Raw genomic sequence first — 21,293 nt, 5'->3', positions numbered from 1 at the left:
TCCTCCTAAATAAATCTAATTATTAGAAAAATGGAATCTTGCGTCTGTATGGCACAATTTATCTGATCATTCTTATCTGCTTACCGCTTTACGTCCCAGCGCTACTGCCAAAATAATAATCAAACCTCTTATGATCATCTGTTGACTGACATCCAAGCCCATAATAATTAAGCCATTATTGATAACGCCAATCATTAATGAACCAATGACCGTTCCAATAATCGTTCCGACTCCGCCAGCTAGAGCTGTTCCTCCCAAAATTACAGCGGCAATTACAGATAGCTCATCGCCTTCACCAAATGAAAATCTTCCCGCATTCATACGGCCTGCATATAAAAGCCCGGCCAATCCTGCCATAAGGCCAGTGCCAACGAAAACCATCAGCTTAACCCTGGCTGTTTTAACTCCCGAGAACCTTGCAGCATTTTCATTTCCGCCTGTCGCTAAAACTTTTCGCCCATATGACGTCTTACGAAGCAAGATATGAGCGATAATGGCGAATACCAGCGTCCAAATAAGCAATACAGGGATAGGACCGATATCTCCAGATCCAAAAATGAAATTGAAATCGGCATCAACGATAGGAACCGGAGCAGTGTCAGTGATCCACATCGCTATACCCTTTACTGCACCCATTGTACCCAGTGTTACAAGGAATGAAGGAATGGCTACTTTTGTTACAAGCAAGCCGTTAACTAACCCAACAAGAAGGCCTGTACCTACACCGGCAATCAATCCCCCAAATATTCCATATCCTGCCTGAAGAGCCAATGCTCCTGCCAGTGAAGATAATGCAGCAATTGAACCAACAGACAGGTCAATTTCACCTGAACTGATGACAAATGTCATCGCAAGAGCCATTAATGTAATTGTTGCGGTTTGCCTTACGATATTTAATAGATTTCCTGATGTTAAAAATCCTTGGTCAAAAAGGGTGACTGAAAAGTAGATTAATACACCAACAAAGGCTATATATACTATGTAGTCCCGCCAGTCGAATTTTTTTAATATGGAGACTGAGGGTTGTTTTACTTCGCTAGAAACCTTGGATTGCATACTCTAAATCCTCCTCTGATTTGATCTCTTTACGTTTAATCTCCTTTTTGATCTTCCCTTCATGCATAACCACGACACGATCGCTCATGGCTAATAGTTCTGGGAGTTCTGAAGAAACAACTAATATTGCTTTTCCGCTTTCAGCCAATTCTCTAATAACATCTATAATCTCGGTCTTTGCGCCAATATCAACACCGATTGTCGGTTCATCAAGAAGCAATACGGTGGGATCATTGGCCAGCCACTTGGCAAGCACAATTTTTTGCTGATTCCCGCCTGATAACAAACCGGATGTTTTAAAAATATTATCCGTTTTGATATTCAACTTTTGAACTAATTGATTACTAATCTCATTGGATTTCTTATTATCAATAAATAATCCTCTTTTTACTTTCGATAGGATCGGAAGTATCATATTATCCTTCACACTATGTTGAAGGACCAACCCTTGCATGCGTCTATCTTCAGGAATTAAAGCAATTCCTGCTTTTATGGCATCCCCTGCACTCTTAATAGGCCTTTTTTTGCCATCAACGTAAATTTCGCCGCTATCAATAGGGTCAATGCCAAAAAGACTGCGGACTAATTCCGTTCTCCCGCTTCCCATTAATCCAGCGATGCCCACAATTTCACCGGGCTGGATGGCAAGGTTGATATCTTGAAGTTTATCTCCGGCATTCAGGTTTTTAACTTCAAATATTGGCGGCACATCTGTTAAATATGGACGTTCTTGCCATTCAAAAGCCTTGTCGAACTCCCTGCCCACAATATGTTGAATGACTGTATCAAGATCAGTTTCACTGCATGTTTCGGTAGTGATATATCTTCCGTCCCTTAATATGGTAATCCTATCGCATATTTGAAAAATTTCATCCATCCTGTGGGAAATATAAATGATGGAATAACCCTTTGCTTTCAATTTGTTAATGAAGTCGAATAAGACTACCGTCTCTGTTTTTGTTAGAGAAGATGTTGGTTCATCCATTACTAAAATTTTTGCTTCTTGAGATAATGCTTTAGCGATTTCGGTCATCTGCCAATATCCTACACCAAGTTCTTGGACAATATCAGAGGGTTTGATATCCACTCCTAATTCCTTAAGCAGCGCCTCTGTTTTCTTCTCGCTTTCTTTATCATTAAGCAAACCAAACGAAGTTCTTTTTTCACGGGTCAGAAAGATGTTTTGAGCAACCGTCAATGTTGGAATTAAACTGAACTCCTGAAAAATCATAGAGATATTATTTTTATTGGCATCATCAATGCTATTAATGCTTACTCGTTTTCCTTCTATCAATATCTCACCGCTATCAGCAGTATATATGCCGGTGAGAATCTTCATTAATGTTGATTTCCCGGCCCCATTTCCGCCCATCAATGCGTGAACCTCACCTTTTCTCAGAGTGAAATCCACATTATCAAGAACAGTAATTCCATTAAATGCTTTAGATATGTTCATCATTTCAAGTATAGGCTGATTCAATTCTTTCACCTTCTTTTTTTTTTGAGGCTGCTTTATGACAGCCTCTATTAAATAGTTGTCATTCAAATTAACTTATTTCATTGCATTTTTTACAGTAGATGGGGCCTCGGTACCATAAATCAGCTTCCAGGAATCCAGCACATTATCCTTCGTTACTTTAATCGCAGGAGAGGCAACATAAGCTGGTGCCTCTTTGCCGAGAAGGGCATAACCTGCAAGAATGGCTTGAGCCACGCCTTGATCATACGGCAATTGAGCTCCAAGGCCTTTAACAATTCCGTCGGAAGCAATGGAGATTGCAACGTTAGTTCCCAAGTCAACCGTAGTCACTATTACATCTTTTTCTTTGCCTGCGTTACGTATTGCAGACATTACTCCCTCGGCAGGTACGTCCCATGGAGCAAAGATCCCATCTATGCCGGGATTTCTTGTAAGCATAGCGGATGCTACTTCTTCACCTTTATTTGGATCTGTAATACCGTCTTTCGCTACAATTTTAATATTAGGATATTTTTCTTTGATTCTTGCTTCGAAAGCATCTGAGCGGTTTTTCGTAACAAAAAAGTTTACATCGTGATAAATGATTCCGACTTTCCCTTTACCGCCAAGTTTTTCAGCCATGATGTCAGCGGCAAGTGCACCGTTTCCGTAGTTGTCTCCTGAAACAATGCTGATGTAGTCTTTTCCAGGCTTAAGGCCTTTTGCAGCTCCATCCATGAATACTAATTTGACTCCCTGTGCAACTGCCTTTTTATATGCCGGTGCGGTAGAAACTGCGTCAACTGGTACTGAAATCATAATATCCGGTTTTTTAGCTAATACTGTTTCAATATCGTTTACTTGTTTTTCTGCTTTGAACTGTGCATCCGTTACGGCAATGACTTCAATGCCCATTCTTTTAAAAGTATCCTTCATCGCTCCTACGGCTGCCTTCATATAGTCAGTCCCAGAGTAATGCATGACAATAGCAGCTTTATACTTGCCATCTTTAATCTTCTGAAGCTCTTCTTCTGTAAGCTGCAATGACTTTGCTGACACTGCTTTTTCACCATTCGGCCCCTTATCCTGGACTTCCAAGTCTGGAATTTTAGGATTGATTGTCAGCGGTCCGGAAGCCTTCCCTGAATAATTTTCATTCTTTTTTGTACTTTCTTTCTCTCCTGAAGTTTTTTCTGAATTACCACAACCCATAAGTGCTGCTGCAAGAACAAAAATCAATATAACAGAAAGGAATAAATTCTTTTTCATTGGATGTCCTCCACTTTTATTTTTTTATTTTTAGCCGATTGTTTAGAATAAGGAACTAATCGGCAACACCTCCTTTGATGAGATTGTCTTTTCAGAATCAGCCAGCTTTTAGGAGCCGATGATTAAAATACTCAGTATTGGATAATGAACTTATCAAAATGTAATCGATTACATTATAATAAAAAAATTTTACACCTGAAACAGATGTTCAATTTTTTTCTTTTTTACACTTTTTACTGGAATCTCTTATAATCAGTTTATCCTCTAAAATGTATTGCTTTTTATCAATACTATTATCATTAATTAACTGGAGAAGAAGTTCCATTGCCTTTTCGCCAATTTCAAAAGACGGCTGGGCAATAGTGGTGAGTGCGGGTTCATAAATAGATGCGAACTTTATATCATCAAATCCCACTATCGAAATGTCATCTGGCACGCTAAGACCTTTTGCTTTAATGGCTTTGATTGCTCCTATCGCCATTTCATCATTAGCAGCGAAAATAGCAGTGGGTGGCTCGTCAATTGCTAAAAACTTTTGCATTAAATTAATGCCGCTTTCAAATGAAAAATCGCCCTCCTGAACCAATAGTGAGTCAGTAGGAAGACCATACTGAGCCAAAGCCTGCTGAAATCCTTTGTACCGGTCCCTGCCCAGTACACTGTCGAATGGGCCTGATAGAAAACCGATTTTTTCATGGCCCAATTCAATTAAATGTTTAGTCGCCTTCCTTGCACTACTGACATTATCAATTGAAACAGTCGGTATTTGTGAACCTTCAATATATTCACATGCCAGCACAACGGGAAATTGCTTTGCAATTTCTTCTATTGCCTGCCCATTGATTTTTGCTGTCAGCAGCAGCATTCCATCCGCTTTTCTTTGTTTAAGAATATTTAAATACCCGCTTTCACGATCAGCATCATTTTGGGCATCCCCTAGCAATACTTGATAACCGTTTTTAATGGCTACAGCTTCTATACCACGGAGCACTTTGGAAAAAAATGTATTTGTGATATCAGGAACAATTACCAGTATCGTTTTTGTTTCCAGTCTTCTAAGCTGTCTTGCCAGAATATTAGGTTGATAGTTCAATGAATCGATCGCTTTTAACACTCTTTCTGTTGTATCTTTTTTCACTGTCCCTGAGTTGCTAATCACCCTGGAGACAGTAGCCGTGGAAACATTTGCTTTTTTAGCGACATCAACTATCCTTACCATAAGTAGATAATTTCCTTTCGAATGTCCATCTTGTGGACGTATAGTGACATATGTCTATCTTATGAAATTATTGTAATCGATTACATTCTGAATTGCAATAATTTTATAGAATTCATTTATGCCGTTTTTACCCAGCTCGATATGATTAACCTTTCTTCCCGTGCTTTTTAAAATTAGAATAGTATCTTTCTATCGGCAACACTCATTCTGTTTAATTTCGTCCTGATCGGAAAGTAAAAGAAAGCGAAGTAATCACTTCCTTCTATTTAAAGCCGGACACATTTTCCATTTCGTACATCATTTTTATTTTCAAGAAACGCCAGGGAAATTGTTCCTTAAGAATTATGAATGAATTTGCACATACTATTTAGGCAGGTTAAACCTTGTACTTGAGAAAATGACAGTCAATCTGTCTAAAGGAGGGCCAAATTCTTGGACACACAAATTTCAGAACAAATTTTAACGGTTAAAGAGGCGATTGAATCCCGGCAAAGCATCCGCAAATTTACTGAAGAGGAAATTCCCCGGGAAACGCTGCAAGCCATATTCAATCTTGTCCGCTTGTCTCCCAGCGCCTGGAATCTTCAGCCATGGCGTTTTCATGTCGTAACGGATTCCCAACTCAAAGAAAAGCTGCAAGAAGCAGCATATGGACAACAGCAAGTTACTTCTGCACCCGCGGTTGTACTGGTAACAAGCGATATGGAGGATGTGGTCGCCAACTTGCCGGATACCGTGCATCCCGGTTTGCCTCCTGAGCGAAAAGAAGAAGAGGTCGCAAACCTTGCTTCTTTTTTTGGGGGAATGAGTATTGAAGAGCGCGGCCAGTGGGGCTTGACCCAAGCTGGCATAGCACTCGGTTTTCTGTTGATAACAATACAAGGGCTTGGTTATGCAAGTGTTCCAATGCTTGGCTTCGACCAGGAAAAGGTGAAGGAAATCCTCGGCCTTCCGGAACATGTTAAATTTGCCGCGCTGGTTCCTATGGGGCGTGCAGCCAGTGAAGGTTATCCTCATCACCGCCATAAATTAGAAAAGATTGTATCCTTTCACTGATTAGTAAAAAACCGGGGATGGCATGGCCTCCCCGCTTTAAACGTATTCAGATTTCTTTTTGCCCCTGACTCCATTAAGAGTATAACTTACCGTTACTTCGGTACTTAATGACTGTGAAACGAGCAATATCTGTCTATTGACAATTGGATGGCCCTGATGAGTTTATCTTCAGGCAATTCTCGGATAATTTTCTTGGATGGTCATCCGTTCTATTTCCTTCCATCTCCATATGAAAATGGCAGGATTCAAATGTATCTTTTTTTAAATCAGAATAATATCAATCCTGGTACCCCTGCGACCGCGTGCAATAGCAATTCTGCAGACCTTGCCCGGTGTTATAACCCCCCGCTTCCTCTGCAGCATCCATTGCAATTTTATGCCCTGAAGGCTTGATCCCGGAAAAAGCAAGGTCCCCTTCCCGCTTACCAGTTGTTTTCACATTGTTCACTCCTCCCTATTATCACTTTCTTTAATAATGGCTGCCTTTCAGTAAGCTATTCCAGATTTGTTATGAAAAAAAGGAAAAAGGCAGACACAAAACGATATACATCGAGTGTCTGCCTAGTGTGTTACAGTTTATGCTTTTGTCCAATTCGTTTCAATAGGTATGCCTGCCGCTGAAAGTGTAGCATAAATCGGGCAGCGGGAATCGGTAATCCTCTGTAATTCATCAATGCGTTCCTGAGGTTCGCCTGTTTTCACTTTAGCCTCGATGTTCACGCTTTGAAAATATGGCTTTACATTCGGATCACCCATGAAACCTCGGCGGTCCAGCACCGCCTTGATATCAAAGTCGATTCCTTGAAGATCGAATTCCATCTCCCTGGCCACGACATTGGCAACGATATTTTCACATCCTGAAAGGGCACTTAATAATGTCTGCAGGGGATTAGGACCTGAATCCTGGCCGCCCATTACCGGCGGTTCATCTATGGTAAGTGTGTGCTTTCCCGTTTTGGCAATGGTTTGAAGTCCCTTTGAAGATCCAGTCACATGAAAATTAATCAAGTTTTCCATTTTCGTATTCCTCCTCGTTTGATGGTCCTGCCTTATCATATTGACAAGACAAATTAGACTCATTGGGGCTTTTAAGGACATTTTCAAGAAGTCAACAATGCAAAATGTCCATATTCTTGGCCAAAGCGGACATTTCAAGTTGAGTCTCTCCAGTTGTATAAATAAGCTTATCAAAACCGAACTACATCATAACAGCAAACGTTACTATTTCCCAGCAGCCTGGTACTTCTCCACACGTAAAGGTTCAAGCAGGAATTGTTCCAAACCTTGGACAAACGATTTAAAATGCTCAGTTTTTTCATGGGTTTCGATAGCTTTCTCATCCTTCCACATTTCTAAAAAAACAAACTCATTATCAATTGAGGGGTCCGCAAATAATTGATAGCTTATATTTCCCTCTTCTTCCCTGGAACTTGAAACCACTGATTGAGTAAACGCCAAAAAATCTTGCCGTTTGTTTGGGTCCACCTTCAAAAAGGCATGAATAATCATCATGTTCTTCTTCTCTCCTTTTCAAACAGAATTCTTTTTATCTTTTCCTAAGAATGGTAAAGGAAACCCTCAGGAATGTTCTTAAAGTAAGATTTCTATCATTGATTCGTACGCCAGTCATCAAATTTTTCTGCCATATCGATATTGCTTCCTTCTCACGGATACAATAGCTCTGAAAAAATCGTTTTCCAGTTCAATACCCCTATATTCTAAATAATTCACTTATCTACTGTCCTCATAAACAGCCTCCTATAAATAGATTTGATTCTTTTATTGTGTATGTTTTATTAAATCCTAAGCACCTAAAAGACATTTTGTACCCGGTTTCTTCATTAGTCAAATAAAAAAATTTCAAAAGCATAAAAACCATGGACTTATTCCAACGATCACGCAAAAATCAATGGGCTGTCCAATAAGTCCCTAAAATAAAGCAGGTAGCGGATGCCGGCTGCTTTCAGGATGTTATGGGCTAATGCCATGAGCGCAAACTCGTATTTGAATAATGTGGACAATTTTTAGAAAAAACAGTAAAATGTAAGTGATTGCAATCTTCTTTACATATTTTTCTTCAGCTTTCCCTCACAGCGCAAAATGAACCTTGTGCCGCAGAGGATTCTGACTCATTATGAAACGCAAGGGGGCTTAATGAAATGCTATTGGTTATTATCTTTGGTCTTGTTTCACTATTGGCATTAGCAGGCATTTTTAAATCTCTTAAAAGCAAAAACATTCTTGGTCTTCTGTTTGCTGTCATCAGCACAGGAATCTTCGGCTGGTTTACCGTCATGACGCTCATTCATAATGGTTTCCCAGTTTCGCATTAAAAGCGAAAGTTTCTTCGGCTATAAGAAAAGAGGCGGTTATGGCCGCCCCTTTTCTTATAGCTTTTCTTTTACGCTTTTCATTTTGCTTTCCATAGTGGATGGTTTATCTCTCCGCTCATCAATTCTGATTGATGTTGCGACACGGGGAACTCCCTTAGAAAACGGAGATTCATGGATTTCCTGTATCACAGTGAATATATCAGACAGATTGCCTTCGATGATGGTGTTCATCGGGGTCAGCTGAAAGTTTATCTTGCCCTCTTCTTCATGCCTCTTTAAGATGCGCTGAATGTCTGCCACATACTGGCTGACGCTTGGGCCTTCCATTCCTACTGGTATAACGGTAACATCTGCAATTGCCATTCTTATTCATCCTCTTTTCCTTGAAAAAAGTTTATAGCTTTTATTCGTCTTCATATTGACTATATTCTCTAATTGGGTGCCATATAAACACCATTGTCCATTTGGCGAACAGCTCAAAGGCTCGTTGCTCTGATGCTTTAGGAGCTCTTCTTCTTTCCCCGTCTTCCAGTTGAAACTGACCAAAGAGAAATGTTTGTCTGCCCCGCTGCCATCACCCCCGCGCTCAGGCCGGAAAGTGATCAGCTCAGTTGTTTTCCCGATTACATCCATCTTGGGAATCACCCAGTCCGAAAAGGTTTTGAGCAATGGCATAGACATGGAGGATAATGCTTTGCCTTTATTATTATAAAAAATATAATCCGCCTTATCAGGGCTTTCACTGCTGGCAGCTATGGTCATTAGCCCTTTGCTCCACTTTTTAAAATAGCCTATATCCAGCATAACGGTTTCGGTTTTTCCTGATGTAAAATTTCTTTTCATTAACGGAGCTGTCTGCCCGGGATTCTTTTTATCCCAGTCCAAATACAGCAGCTCATCCTTAGAGCTCCATTGCGCAAATGGCTGCGGAAAAGGAACCTTGTCCATTTTCTTGCGGGTGACGTCCGCTGCATAACTGCTGTATGTCCAATTTTCATTAAATCCGGAAATAAACAAAACACCATCACTGTAAGGATTCCATTCATAGGTAAGCTCTGTAGAGGGAATTGCTGCAGAATAGACGGATTTTCCTGTGTGATCCAGGATTTCAATGATCGCCTTCTTTTTTGAAGAAGACAACTTAACCAGCACAAAGGACTTTGAGGGACTGATTTTCACATCCGATATAGAAGCTTCATTTTGAAAAAAAACGCGTTTTTTGTTCGTCTTCATATTCCAGGAATGCAGCTCCTGCATTTGATTGCCTTTTTTCCCAGAAGAGTAAAGAATCGTATGGGAGTCCAGCCATCCATAAGCAATAGCATTCAAATCGCCGGTCTGCAGGGGGATGTTTGGAGCAGGTTTCGTATCCTGCGGGGGATCATCTTCCAGACTGCCCTGAAACATGCATCCTGATAGTAATACGATCAAGATGAAGCAATAGAGCAGTATAACAGCACTATGGCTTTCGTTAAAAAAGGCGCCTTTCTTTTGCCGGCGCCTGTTGAGCAATGACCAAAATAATGAAATGTCAACACACCCCCAGCAACCTTATAGATTTCATTATAAAACAAAAATCTTCAAGCTGCTGAAATAAAATACGGGATTTTTTTACTATTTTTTCATCGAGACACCATTTGAAATGGGTCCAGCGTAATTAATTGCATTTTCCCTACATATATAATCCTGCCATTAAGATCCCTAATGTATCTCTATATATTTCCTCCATTTGTGAAAGCGGAAGCGGATTGATGCCAAAGCCAAGCTCCAGTGTAAAGCCTGGCTGCCGGAATTCCTGAATGAACCAATCCTTATATCCTCCATGGCTGTCAATATATTTAACGGCGCGATACGGACTTTTCCGCTCGAACTCACTTGCAATGCAATAAGAGTACTCCGGTTCTTTCGATTCATAGCCCCAGTAAAACTCCTTTCCCTGGGTGTGCAAAGCTATAACCTTGTCAAAGCTGCTTTCCTTGGCCAGCTTCCACATCGCCACAGCTTCAGGTTCCGTTAAGAAGCGATCTCCCGGATAATCACGGAATGAAGGGGCCTGCGGGGCATTACGGACCTTTTCAATATCCCAGCCTGCGGGGAACTGATTATTCAAATCAACCCCCCGGATATTTGACTTCCATGCCAAATATTCCCCTGTTCCGTTATTCATGGCAGCTACATCAAATTTGCCCTGTGCTGCGGTTTCTCCTTTATGGACGAGTTCTACTCCATCGGGATTTACCATTGGCACAATGGAGATTGTTACGTCATCATAAAAGGGCAGTGACCGCAAACCAGAAAGCGGATTGTTATTCGCCATTGACAGCAGAAACTCATTCAGCCACTTCATCAATAGGGCAGATGTGATCCATTCGTTGGCATGAAAAGCCCCGTTATAATGGATGACCTTAGGCCCCCTGCCCAGGCGGACCTCAAATATTTCACGCTTCATCACACTTTTCCCAATGGCCTTTATTTTAAGAAAAGGATAGACCTCCTTCAATGCTTTTAAATCTGATATCAAATGTTCATATACATAAGGTTTTTTGGTCATGATTACAGGTTCCCTGATTCTTTCGGGAATGTATATGCCAGCTTCTTTTTTCCCTTCATTCACAGCCAGCAGCGCATCAAGTGAAAGCTGATTGGCGGCTGCTGCCTCCCTCATGCTTTGACTTGCAGTCCTTCTCACTGTATAGCCCGGAATGACCAGGCCTCCCCTAGAGGAGCCGCCGTCTCCAAGCCCCGGATTGGCATCTTCAATTAATTGTGCAGGAACTCCAAAAAGGAGCTGATAATACTCTGACGCATCGCCTGGCCTTCCCATGATTTTCATGAATATCCCCTCCGCTTTTCCTTAATAACATATGAAACCGGAAAGCGAAAAATGATGGAACAGGCCCCGCAGGCAGCTATTGATCAAAACGAAGCAGATCACCGTAAATGATCCTGTCTGAATACTGCAGCTCCTGCTTTGCTTTGTCTTCAAATAGCATGCAATCATCATGCTTTAAAACACCACCGCTCTTTCTGTCGTAACAGATATCCTTTGTGAACACATAGCGGTCCGTAATGAAACTGCTGTCGCGGAGGATTGCCATCCTTCCATCATGATCAGGTGAAAACAAGTCATTTCCAAATGAGATGTTATGATTTGTTTCAATTCCCAAAAGGTGCAAAAGAGTGGGCTGAATATCAATTTGCCCTGCAATGGCATCCATGATTTTCCCTTCTTTTCCTGGTATGCGGATAAAAAGCGGCACCCTCTGCAGCTGGATGGACTCATACGGTGTGATTTCCCGGCCAAGAAACTGTTTCATGGCTGCACGGTGATTCTGTGAAATCCCATAATGATCACCGTATAATATGATCAGCGAATTATCATACAGTCCGGATGCCTTCAGGTCTGTTATAAACTGGCCAAGAGCTTCATCCGCATAGCGGACAGACATGATATAGCGATTAAGGGTTTTCGAATCTGTCCCGACATCACCGATGGATTGATCCTCTTTCCCGAGTGTAAAAGGATAATGATTGGTCAGCGTGATAAATTTCGCATAAAAAGGCTGCGGCATTCCTTTCAGATGCTGTATGGACTGCTTAAAGAATTCCTTATCCTTTAGGCCCCAATTGACAGAATTAGCATCATTGATCACATAATCCCGGCTATGATAAAACCGCTGGTAGCCTAAAGATTTATACATAATGTCGCGATTCCAAAAGCTCTTATTATTAGGATGCAAAGAAGCAGTGTAATATCCGCTATGGTTCAGAATGGACGGAGCTGCTTTATAAGTGTTCTGTGAATTTGTAAAAAATACTGCTCCTCTGCCCAGCGGATACAGGGAATTTTCTGCGATGAATTCTGAATCAGATGTTTTCCCCTGGCCTGTCTGGTGATAAAAATTATTGAAATAGTAGCTCTCCTTGATGAATTGATTGAGGAAAGGGGTGATTTCCTCTCCCTTTGCCTTTTCATTGATCACAAAGCTTTGCAGGGACTCCATTGAAACGCATATAACATTTTTTCCTTTCGCAATCCCGAAAAAATCCCGGCTGCCCTTCTTTCTATTTGCATCAAGATAATTTTTGACTTCAGCCAGCTCACTGCCATCTGCAAGTGCCCGCTGTGCGGAGGACTTAGACTGAAGATAAACATCGTATAAATGGTAATTATAGGTGCCGATGTTCTTAACGAGAATTTTTCTGTCAAATGTTCTTGAAAGCAGCTGCGGACGCTCTGTTTCAGCAAGAATTAAATTCAAGGCGCTAATCGACAATGCAAAAATCAGGTAGCTCTTTCCGGTCACCTCCGGGTATTTCAAAACAGCGGTTATTTTGTACTTTTTCATCACAAAAAACAATATAATATCCAAAAAATATAGTAAGTCCCAAGGTTCGGCAAGTTCAGTAACACTGCCGCCAAGATCGCTCATATTGCTTGTTTGAAATAACACGGGAAGTGTCAGGAAGTCATTAAAAAAACGATAAAATACAATATTGGCCAGTAAAATTCCTGTCACGGCCACATTCATCAGAAGCAGATACATGTTCTTCCTTTTATCTTTTAAAAAGAAACTCACACCGGCAGCAAGCAGCAGAAAGCTCAAAGGATTAATAAGTAAAATGAATTCCTGAATCATACTGTCAATATCGATATTAAAGCTTGTTTTATAGGCAATATATGTTTTCATCCACATTGTGAAAACAGTGAGCCATAAAAACGATGAACCGCGCATAATGAGATTCTTCAGGGATGCCCCCTCCTTTCTGTTACATGTATTGAAACAAGGCTTCTTGCCTTTTTTTCGATTCCAGGTTAGGTTTACTAAGGGCCATAAACAATAACAAAGAAGCTTTCCATATTAACGGAAAGCTTCTTTGTTATTTTCTCCTTATAGCGGAGCTATATTCTATTCAATATAAGCATTTTTGACGAGCCAGGCAGCACCAATCACTCCTGCATCATTGCCAAGGGTAGCCGTAGTGATCTCGGCCGATTCACGCACCCTTGTAAAGGCATGGCGCTTGAACGCTTCTCTTACAGGCGCGATCAGCACTTCACCAGCTTTAGAAACACCGCCGCCAATGACAATTTTTTCAGGGTTCAGTACATTTGCTACATTAGCAAGAGCCAGTCCAAGATAACCTGCTACTTTATCCACCACCGCAAGGCTAAGCTGATCTCCTTTTTCTGCACAATCGAAAATTAATTTAGATGAAAGGATTTCTCCATTTTTAATTTTTTCTGCTGCCAGAGATGTTCCGTCTGATACTTTAATTGCTTCTGCTGCAAGACGGACAATGCCTGTTGCGGAAGTTACGGTTTCCAGGCAGCCTGTTTTGCCGCAATTACAAGGTGCCCCGCCCTCAGGAACAACTGTAATATGCCCGATCTCGCCTGCAGCTCCTGAAATTCCGTGGATCAGCATGCCATTGGCAATTACTCCGCCGCCCACTCCCGTTCCCAGTGTGACACAGACGATGTCCTTGGCGCCTTTCCCGGCACCCTTCCACATCTCGCCGACCGCTGCCAGGTTTGCATCATTATCGATCACAGCCGGCAGGGAAGTTTCAACCTCTAGCAGGTCCTTCAGCGGATAATCTGTCCAGCCGAGATTGACTGCTTCATAAATGGAGCCTGTCACATAGTTTACAGGTCCAGGCGCACCCATGCCGATTCCAACAACTTTACTCTTAGACTCGCCCAGTTCACTGAGCTTATCGTCAATCGCTTTGGCAATATCAATTGTAATGTGTTTTCCGTTTTCAGATATATCTGTAGGAATCTCCCATTTGTGAACGATTTCACCATATACACTGATAAATGCAAGCTTTATTGTCGTACCGCCTAAGTCTATCCCCATAATCCACTTGTTCATTTCCTTCACCCCTATTGCTTCTCTTTGTCTCTTTCAATCTGGATCTGCTGCCTGAGCAGCAGGAGAGCCATTTGGTAATCTTTTGTGTCCATCATCTGGGACCGGTAAATTTCCCTGATTTCCGTCTCCATCAGTTCAAGCTCTGCCACTCTATCTCCTATATAAATAAAGGTGCCAAACCTTTTTAAAAACTGCTGAATATCATAAATTGTTTTCATAAAATCCCTCTTTGCTTCTAGCGATTTCCTCTTAAAATTATATCGGAACACTCCATATCTCACAAGTCCAGATAACAGATATTCTTTTTTTAGCGTAAAATCCAAATTTCAACATACTTGTCCCTCTGTCTTCATACATATCAATATCTCTTGTAAACGGAGGATTTCTATGAAAAGACAGCTAAAAACAGCAGCATTCATCTTGATGGCTTCGCTTTTTTCAGTCCTTTATCTTTTTCATAGCCAGCAGGCAAAGGAAACGATCCTGTTTTTCCCGATCGATCCTTCGCTGAGCTTTGATTATGCAGGCACACATCTCCTATCTGAAAAAGCCGGAAAAAGCTCCTTCACTGTCCGGCTGAAATCTTCCTCTCAGTTAAATCATTCTGCATATATAAGGCAGGATGTTTCCCTGCTTTATCGGAATGGCAGGCTTCAGGGAGTGCTAAAGGAATGGAGGCAAAATAAAAAAACCTTGGATCAGGAGGGCACCTGGAAGGAAAAAGATAGCTCCCTATTGCAGGCGATTACCTTTCATTATGCTGAGGTGCATAAGGGGTCAGACTATAGAAGCGCCCAGGAAATGAGCCATAGCAGCCTATATATAATACTGCCTCCAGAAGCAGGCTATCAATATTTTGAAAAACCATTATCCTCAAAACAAATCAGGTGGAAGGAAATACTGGATAAGGCCGCAGCCCTTGAATCAGAAAAAAACCTGAATCAAAATCTGAAGGCTTTCCATATCAATGAAAATCTCTATACAACATTATCCCTAACCGATCTGCCGCAGCAAAAAAATGTCTTTTTCTCCGCTTTTCCTTCCTCCAAACGGGAAGAAATAATCGGCAAGCTGTGGGAAGGCATTTATAAAAATATTGCCCTTGGAATAAAAAAAGAGAATGGCACTGTTATCAGCCCTGAAGGCAGCACCATTCCCCAATTGCTTCTTTCTAAAAATAAAAGTGAATTGCTTGTTTTATTGACTGCCTCCGACGGAACACCAGTACTTCTCCGTCAGGAATTATCAAGCAGATGATCGATATTTTCTTCAAGCTTCTTATAGGAAGCTTCCGAAGGCTTCTTTTCAACTGCATTTCCGGCAGCTTTTTTTGCTTCCTGAAATTGATTTAATTTTGTATAGCTGAGCGCCAGGTTATAGTAAGCCTCAGACATATCAGGGTTCTGCTGTACCGCTTTGAGGTATTCTTTCTTTGCTGCTTCATATTTCCCTTTGCCAAAGCTTATATTGCCCAGCATAAAATGGGAATATGGAGCCACATCGTAGCTATTCACATAGCCTTCCAGCAGCTTTTTCGCTTCTGTTTCATTTCCTTTTTTCACTTCATCGCCCGCCATCTGTACAGCAGCCATGTCATTCTCAGGAGAGCTTTCCTGATGCTCGTAGCCATATTGAAGAAGGAAATAAATCAGCCCTGCAGCTGCCGCGGCAAATAATATCTGCCTAAACGGCTGCTTATCCTTTGGCAAGTGAACGATGCCTGCCGCAAAAAAGCCGCCGATCAAACCGCCGATATGTGCTGCATTATCAATGCCTTCATTTGAAAAACCGTAGCCAAGATTGATAATGATTAAAACGAAAACATTAAGCCCCATTGTCCTGAAAAACAGTTTTGGGTTGCTGATGCCAAAATAAAGAAGAGCACCAAACAAACCAAATATGGCTCCGCTGGCACCTGCAGATAAAGCAGGGTTAAGCAAAAAGCTGCCAAGCGTCCCAGAGAACCCAGCTAATAAATAGATGAACAAAAATCTGCTGCTTCCATACATTTTCTCAACAGCAGGACCGATAAAATAAAGCGAAATAGTATTCATGATCAAGTGAATCATTCCGATATGGATAACCATCGGCGTAAAAAAACGCCACCACTCCCCCTGCAGAATAAGAGGTGAGTACTTGGCACCAAAATCAATCAGTGTATCAGTCCTGGTGCTTGAACCCGCCCACTCCATCAAAAAGTAGACAGCAATTCCAATTGCTATAAAAATGTAAGTGAAAACAGGTTTTCCCCGCTCAAATATCATTTGCTCTTCTTTGGCTTTTTTGACCGCTTCTGTCAGAGCACTCTGTTTTATGGAAGAAATGTCATCTTCTTCAGCTGCCGCCATTTTTGATTCCTCGATATCCAGATGCATGCCGGTCAGCTCTTCAAGCTGCCTCCATCTATCTCCAAAAGAGTCCATATTCAATATAAACGTTTCCGCTTCTGTTTTACGGTGAACAAATGGTTTACCTGCAAAGTCATAATCATCCACAGGCACATGTGATGTGATATAGATATTCAATACCTTAAGTGGCTTATGATACAGCTTCTTCCTGATTTGTTCCCCATTCAGCACGGTCCGTTCAATATCCCTTTTCAGCCAGCTTGCCCAGTCCAAATCACGGAGCATGAGCCTGATGACAGGATAATTTTTTTCTTTCGAATTTTCGAGCCAGATTTCCTGATGATTGTCAGAGATGGTGATAACCCGATAGTTATATTGAGACGAAAGATTTTTAACCGCGGACCAAAATAAATAATCCTCTTGAAATCCCAATACCTTCCCCACTTTCTTCTTTACAGCTGTAAATAGTAAATAGCCTGCCATGCAGGCTTTACGGAATGCCAGTATGAACATAAACAGGGAAGTATCCTGTTTTTTATGCTGTTTTCGCAAACATTGTTGCTATGGAACAAGGGGTTGATTTCCGTTCCAGGATGCTCGCTTTCCGTGGGGCGGGCGGTGAAGCCTCACAAGCAATGCTTGCGGGGTCTCACCTTCCCGCTAATCCCACAGGAGTCTCGCACCTTACACTCCAATCAACCTGGCTTAACAATGAGATTGGCTCTCAGAACTTATTAAAAAACAACAATCTTTAAAAAAAAAGCGTTTTTAATATATGAATGCATTAAACTGCTCAACCTGGCTTTCCTGTCTAGCTAAGTGTATCCGATTATCCGATCTTTTTCCAAACTTTATTTACATATAATGCTCTCTGTACCGAACGAATTTTATAGAGTTGTACAGCCTGTAACATGCATATGATTCTTCATATTTGAGTAATAAATAAAGGATGTTTTTGTAAACTTTGCTGATTTAACGATGAAATGATTAAAAGAAGGCTGTTTTCGTAAACTTTGTTGCTATGAAACAAGGTGGTTGATTTCCGCTCCAGGATGCTCGCTTTCCACGCAAGCCGGTGAGCCTCCTCGGCTGCGCCTGCTTAGGTCTCATCTGTTCTGCTAATCTAAGCAGGAGTCTCGCACCTTACGCTCCAATCAACCTGACTTGACAATGGGAACGCCTCACATAATAAATAAAAAAACAACAATCTTTAAGGAATGAGCATAAAAGAAAGGAGCCTAAATAAAAAAGCCGGAAACACGTCTACAGGCAGCTATATCAGTCCTTCAAGAAGGATATGTGTACTTAAAAGCCTTTATTCTCAATTTCCAACTTTCTTCTATGTCATATTTTCCCTTATTCATATGTTTAAAACACAAAAGCAGGCCGCAGCCTGCTTTAATGAAAATAAGACGATTCGAAATCTTTTAAGGGGATAGGCGGAGAATAATAGTAGCCTTGAACATCTTCACAGCCGAGTTCCTTAAGCAGCTGAATCTGTTTTTTGGTTTCGACTCCCTCAGCAATCACTTTCATTTTCAGACTTTTCGCCAGGAAGATGATCGCTGTAATAACTTCCCGGTTGCTTTCAATATTTCGGATGAATGACTGGTCAATTTTCAGGATATCTACATTTAATTTATCAATATAGCTTAGAGAACTGTAGCCTGTCCCAAAATCATCAATGCTGATATGTATGCCTTTTTCCCTTAGCGTTTGCAGGATACAGTTCACATCATCCTCATTTTTCATCACAATTCTTTCAGTGATTTCAAGCTCCAGGAAATGTCCTTCTATCTTGTATTTCTCAAGTGTGCTAATGATATGGGAAGCAAAATCTTCCTGTAAAATAGAGATTAAGGATATATTAATCGAAACTCTCTTAATATCCTTTCCGCTTTCCTTCCATCTCGAAAGGACTTTACAAACTTCATTAAAGACAAATTTTTCTAAGTAGACGATCATACCGCTTTCCTCTGCAATTGGGATAAATACGTTAGGAGGAATAAACCCCTTTTCCGGATGATTCCACCGGAGCAAAACCTCGGAGCCTGTTAACTTGTCTTCCGCTGTATGAACCTTTGGCTGAAAATACAGCAGAAGCTCCCTGTTATCCAAAGCCTTCTGCAAATCTGACTCCAGGCCGAGTTTATTCAGGGTCTCTTCAGCCATTTTTTCATTGTAAACAGAGAAGCTGTTCGCTCCATTCTCTTTGGAATGATACATGGCAATGTCGGCGTATTTGTAAAGATCATTCGCATTTGTTGAATGCTCAGGATATGAAGCAATTCCCATACTTGCTGTTAGAAGGACTTCATAACCGTTTACAGAAAGCGGGCTTCTGAAGGTCTGGATAATTTGCTCTGCCAGCGTTGTCACATCAGCATCGGGAACCAGGATTAAAAATTCATCTCCACCAAGCCTTGAAGTGATTCCAGAGTCATTGATAAGATTCTGAAGTTTTTTGCTGACCTCAATCAAGAGCTTATCGCCAAAAGAATGCCCAAATGTGTCATTAATTCGTTTAAATCTGTCAAAATCAAGAAGCATGATAGAAAAAACACTATGTTTTACTGTGAATTCCTTCATCAGCATCCTTATTCTTCTTCTGTTAGGCAAATTGGTCAGTTCATCATGGTAGGCCATATATTGAACCTGAAGCTCCGCCTTTTTTCTGTCCGTGATATCTTCTAAAACACCGAAAACTCCGATGAGCTTGTTATTTATATGTGTTCTGACTGCTGTGATTCTGACATACCTATATGTTCCCTCTTTGCCAAGTATTTGTGTTTCTATATTAGAAACATTTCCCTGCAGGACATTTTGCAGATATTTAAGCACCTCTGACTTTTCAGCGTCACTGAAAAATATCCGGATATGCTTACCCTTCAATTCTTCCTTGTTGTAACCGGTAATATCCGTGGCCACAAGGTTGGTGTCCAGGATGTTCCCCTCCAGATCAACGGAAAAAACAGCTGCGGGATTGTTATTAAAAAGCGAGGTATAAGACTGTATATTGTTCAGCAGGATTTGACTTCCAAATAGGTTAGGCACCAGCATCATAATGATATTTGCAATCATTACTAAGAGAAACGGCAGAATTTCCTCAAAAAAAGAAGGATCATACGCATCAAAGCTTAACATGGAGACAATCGTGATATACGGAATGCCAGCAAAGGAAATACCGGCCACAGCCGAGCCGATATACTTCCATTTCCTCGGGAGATTAAACGAATCTTCATGAGTGATTTGAATCAGAAACCGGAAAATAGATAAAGAAACATTGATAGTTAAAATTAATGTTATCACACAGAAAACTGGTTTGATATCGACTAAATCCCCGAATAGCACAAGGAATCCGCTGATATCTGCACTCAAAATCACGATGGCAATAAATAAGCCGCCCAAAATATGCTGTCCGTCATTTTCAATTCGGAATTGAGCCATTTTCAACGCAAGGATAGAACCTATAAAACATATCAAAAAATTCAAAGCTACATAAACCTGATAATTATCTACAGAAAATGGCAAATCTACAGATATAGAAACAAAAAAGTGGGTAAGCCAAAAAGAAACAGCCAGCAATACAGAACACGCAACAAGGGTTCTCCAGTTCATTCCTTCCTTCCGGATTTTCCTGCTCGCTTCTATTCCGATAATACAGCTGATGACCGAAAATAGGACAGTCATCAAAAGATATCGATAGTCAAATAAGTTAAAACTTGAAAATGAATACACAGTTTCCTCCTGTCTGCCCTAAGATGAGGGATTTTATTGCCGGTTCATGCGTGTGTTTTTTTCAGCGGTCTTTATGTATTTTAGTGATACATATTGTATCGGCCTTTTGTACCGATACTTTATACTCATTTATTGCAGGAAGCTATATTTTTCGGATAATATTCCCGGAATGGACCGGTAATAGGAAAAAATGCAGCCCATATGCTCCGAATCGGGGATGGCATCATTATGGACTGCATTAGAGTATTGCTATTAAGAATGTATTTTGAACTCAATCATGGCATTTTCCAGATTTTCCAGAAGTTCTGCCAAATTAACCGTATACTGTGCGAGATCATTAGATGATGCTGCCTGTTCTTCCATAGATGCAGCAATTTCTTCTGCAGATGCAGCCGTTTGCTGGGAGATGGCAGATATTTCTTCCATTGTTTGAAGCACATTTTCTTTTTGGCCCCGGATGTTTTCAATGGATTTTGCTTCAAGATTCATGGCAGCAATGACTTCTTTCATGGATCCGTCCATCTCTGTCATTGATCTGCTGACAGATGACACTGCACCATGCTGTTCTTTCGAGATTTCATTGGTTTCTTCCATCGTCTTAACAAGCTTGTCTGTATCTATCAGTACGCTGTTAATAATCTCCTGGATATTTAAGGCTGCTACTTTGGAATCGTCTGCCAGGTGTCTTACTTCATTTGCCACAACAGCAAAACCCTTTCCGTGTTCTCCTGCCCTGGCTGCTTCAATAGAAGCATTTAATGACAAAAGATTCGTTTGTTCAGCAATATTGGAAATGGCTTGCGTGACATTCGCTATGTTTTTCGACTTATCTGCCAGGCTCGCTATCATACTTGTCACTTTACGGAATGCTTCTTCTAACTGAGAGTATGAATCTTTCAATTGATCCACCTGTTCCATTCCCGCTTTGGCCTCATC

The 21,293-nt window shown here is 41.0% G+C and carries 18 protein-coding genes and 1 pseudogene; 3 read left to right on the top strand and 16 right to left on the bottom strand.

Annotated elements, in window-relative coordinates; genetic code table 11:
* Positions 1-72: 72 nt before the first annotated feature.
* The 4 genes from BM126_RS08805 to BM126_RS08790 all read right to left on the bottom strand — a co-directional run bounded on the left by BM126_RS08805 (position 73) and on the right by BM126_RS08790 (position 5,003).
* Entirely contained in the window at positions 73-1,056 is a 984-nt protein-coding gene (locus BM126_RS08805; RefSeq protein ID WP_090989159.1) for an ABC transporter permease, read from the bottom strand.
* The gene (locus tag BM126_RS08800; protein WP_177201369.1) at positions 1,037-2,536 is read right to left on the bottom strand and encodes a sugar ABC transporter ATP-binding protein; all 1,500 of its coding nucleotides are present in this window, start codon (positions 2,534-2,536) and stop codon (positions 1,037-1,039) included. The genes BM126_RS08805 and BM126_RS08800 overlap by 20 nt, the downstream gene beginning before the upstream one ends.
* Positions 2,537-2,608: 72 nt before the next feature.
* Positions 2,609-3,784 carry a substrate-binding domain-containing protein gene (locus BM126_RS08795; RefSeq protein ID WP_090989158.1) on the bottom strand — a complete coding sequence of 392 codons (1,176 nt, stop codon included), beginning with the start codon at positions 3,782-3,784 and terminating at the stop codon, positions 2,609-2,611.
* A gap of 208 nt (positions 3,785-3,992) precedes the next feature.
* Positions 3,993-5,003, bottom strand: a complete 1,011-nt coding sequence (locus tag BM126_RS08790; protein WP_090989157.1) for a LacI family DNA-binding transcriptional regulator — start codon at positions 5,001-5,003, stop codon at positions 3,993-3,995.
* Between the two features lie 432 nt (positions 5,004-5,435).
* Here BM126_RS08790 and BM126_RS08785 point away from each other — a divergent pair, with 432 nt between their 5' ends.
* Complete coding sequence (locus BM126_RS08785; protein ID WP_090989156.1) at positions 5,436-6,059, top strand: nitroreductase family protein; 624 nt, start codon at positions 5,436-5,438, stop codon at positions 6,057-6,059.
* A gap of 277 nt (positions 6,060-6,336) precedes the next feature.
* On the opposite strand, the gene BM126_RS22795 is transcribed toward BM126_RS08785, so the two are convergent.
* The 3 genes from BM126_RS22795 to BM126_RS08770 all read right to left on the bottom strand — a co-directional run bounded on the left by BM126_RS22795 (position 6,337) and on the right by BM126_RS08770 (position 7,571).
* Entirely contained in the window at positions 6,337-6,498 is a 162-nt protein-coding gene (locus BM126_RS22795) for a hypothetical protein (protein WP_256213033.1), read from the bottom strand.
* Positions 6,499-6,635: 137 nt separating this feature from the next.
* Positions 6,636-7,076, bottom strand: a complete 441-nt coding sequence (locus BM126_RS08775; protein ID WP_090989155.1) for an OsmC family protein — start codon at positions 7,074-7,076, stop codon at positions 6,636-6,638.
* A gap of 204 nt (positions 7,077-7,280) precedes the next feature.
* Positions 7,281-7,571 (bottom strand): putative quinol monooxygenase, encoded by a 291-nt coding sequence (locus BM126_RS08770; protein WP_090989154.1) that lies wholly within the window; start codon positions 7,569-7,571, stop codon positions 7,281-7,283.
* Positions 7,572-8,218: 647 nt separating this feature from the next.
* On the opposite strand from BM126_RS08770, the gene BM126_RS08765 reads away from it, so the two are divergent.
* On the top strand, positions 8,219-8,392 hold the full coding sequence (locus tag BM126_RS08765; RefSeq protein WP_090989153.1) for a DUF2759 domain-containing protein: 174 nt from the start codon (positions 8,219-8,221) through the stop codon (positions 8,390-8,392).
* 54 nt (positions 8,393-8,446) lie between these two features.
* On the opposite strand, the gene BM126_RS08760 is transcribed toward BM126_RS08765, so the two are convergent.
* The 6 genes from BM126_RS08760 to BM126_RS08735 form a co-directional block, all read right to left on the bottom strand.
* A complete protein-coding gene (locus BM126_RS08760; RefSeq protein ID WP_090989152.1) occupies positions 8,447-8,755 on the bottom strand; it encodes an MTH1187 family thiamine-binding protein in 309 nt (102 codons plus the stop codon).
* A gap of 6 nt (positions 8,756-8,761) precedes the next feature.
* Positions 8,762-9,799: a YqgU-like beta propeller domain-containing protein gene (locus BM126_RS08755; RefSeq protein WP_090989151.1), complete on the bottom strand. Its 1,038-nt coding sequence runs from the start codon at positions 9,797-9,799 to the stop codon at positions 8,762-8,764.
* Between the two features lie 265 nt (positions 9,800-10,064).
* Positions 10,065-11,225 carry a M14 family metallopeptidase gene (locus tag BM126_RS08750; RefSeq protein ID WP_090989150.1) on the bottom strand — a complete coding sequence of 387 codons (1,161 nt, stop codon included), beginning with the start codon at positions 11,223-11,225 and terminating at the stop codon, positions 10,065-10,067.
* A 76-nt stretch (positions 11,226-11,301) separates the two neighbouring features.
* A complete protein-coding gene (locus tag BM126_RS08745; protein ID WP_090989149.1) occupies positions 11,302-13,128 on the bottom strand; it encodes an LTA synthase family protein in 1,827 nt (608 codons plus the stop codon).
* Positions 13,129-13,302: 174 nt separating this feature from the next.
* On the bottom strand, positions 13,303-14,271 hold the full coding sequence (locus tag BM126_RS08740; RefSeq protein WP_090989148.1) for an ROK family glucokinase: 969 nt from the start codon (positions 14,269-14,271) through the stop codon (positions 13,303-13,305).
* Between the two features lie 11 nt (positions 14,272-14,282).
* Positions 14,283-14,489, bottom strand: coding sequence for a YqgQ family protein (locus tag BM126_RS08735; protein WP_071350331.1), 207 nt, complete (start codon positions 14,487-14,489; stop codon positions 14,283-14,285).
* 169 nt (positions 14,490-14,658) lie between these two features.
* Between BM126_RS08735 and BM126_RS08730 the strand changes: the two genes are divergently transcribed.
* Complete coding sequence (locus BM126_RS08730) at positions 14,659-15,528, top strand: hypothetical protein (RefSeq protein WP_090989147.1); 870 nt, start codon at positions 14,659-14,661, stop codon at positions 15,526-15,528.
* Here the strand turns inward: BM126_RS08730 and BM126_RS08725 are convergent.
* From BM126_RS08725 to BM126_RS23285, 3 genes and pseudogenes are all read right to left on the bottom strand, one after another.
* Entirely contained in the window at positions 15,507-17,102 is a 1,596-nt protein-coding gene (locus BM126_RS08725; protein ID WP_177201368.1) for a rhomboid family intramembrane serine protease, read from the bottom strand. The genes BM126_RS08730 and BM126_RS08725 overlap by 22 nt on opposite strands.
* A gap of 915 nt (positions 17,103-18,017) precedes the next feature.
* Positions 18,018-20,357: a bifunctional diguanylate cyclase/phosphodiesterase gene (locus tag BM126_RS08720; RefSeq protein ID WP_090989145.1), complete on the bottom strand. Its 2,340-nt coding sequence runs from the start codon at positions 20,355-20,357 to the stop codon at positions 18,018-18,020.
* A gap of 252 nt (positions 20,358-20,609) precedes the next feature.
* A pseudogene (locus BM126_RS23285) lies at positions 20,610-21,242 on the bottom strand (methyl-accepting chemotaxis protein); the annotation flags it as partial.
* Positions 21,243-21,293 lie beyond the last annotated feature (51 nt).

The organism is Bacillus sp. OV322, from assembly GCF_900112495.1.
GTDB lineage: Bacteria > Bacillota > Bacilli > Bacillales > DSM-1321 > Peribacillus.
Note: the sequence above shows the minus strand (reverse complement) of the source record. Positions and strands in the feature narration are given on the sequence as shown.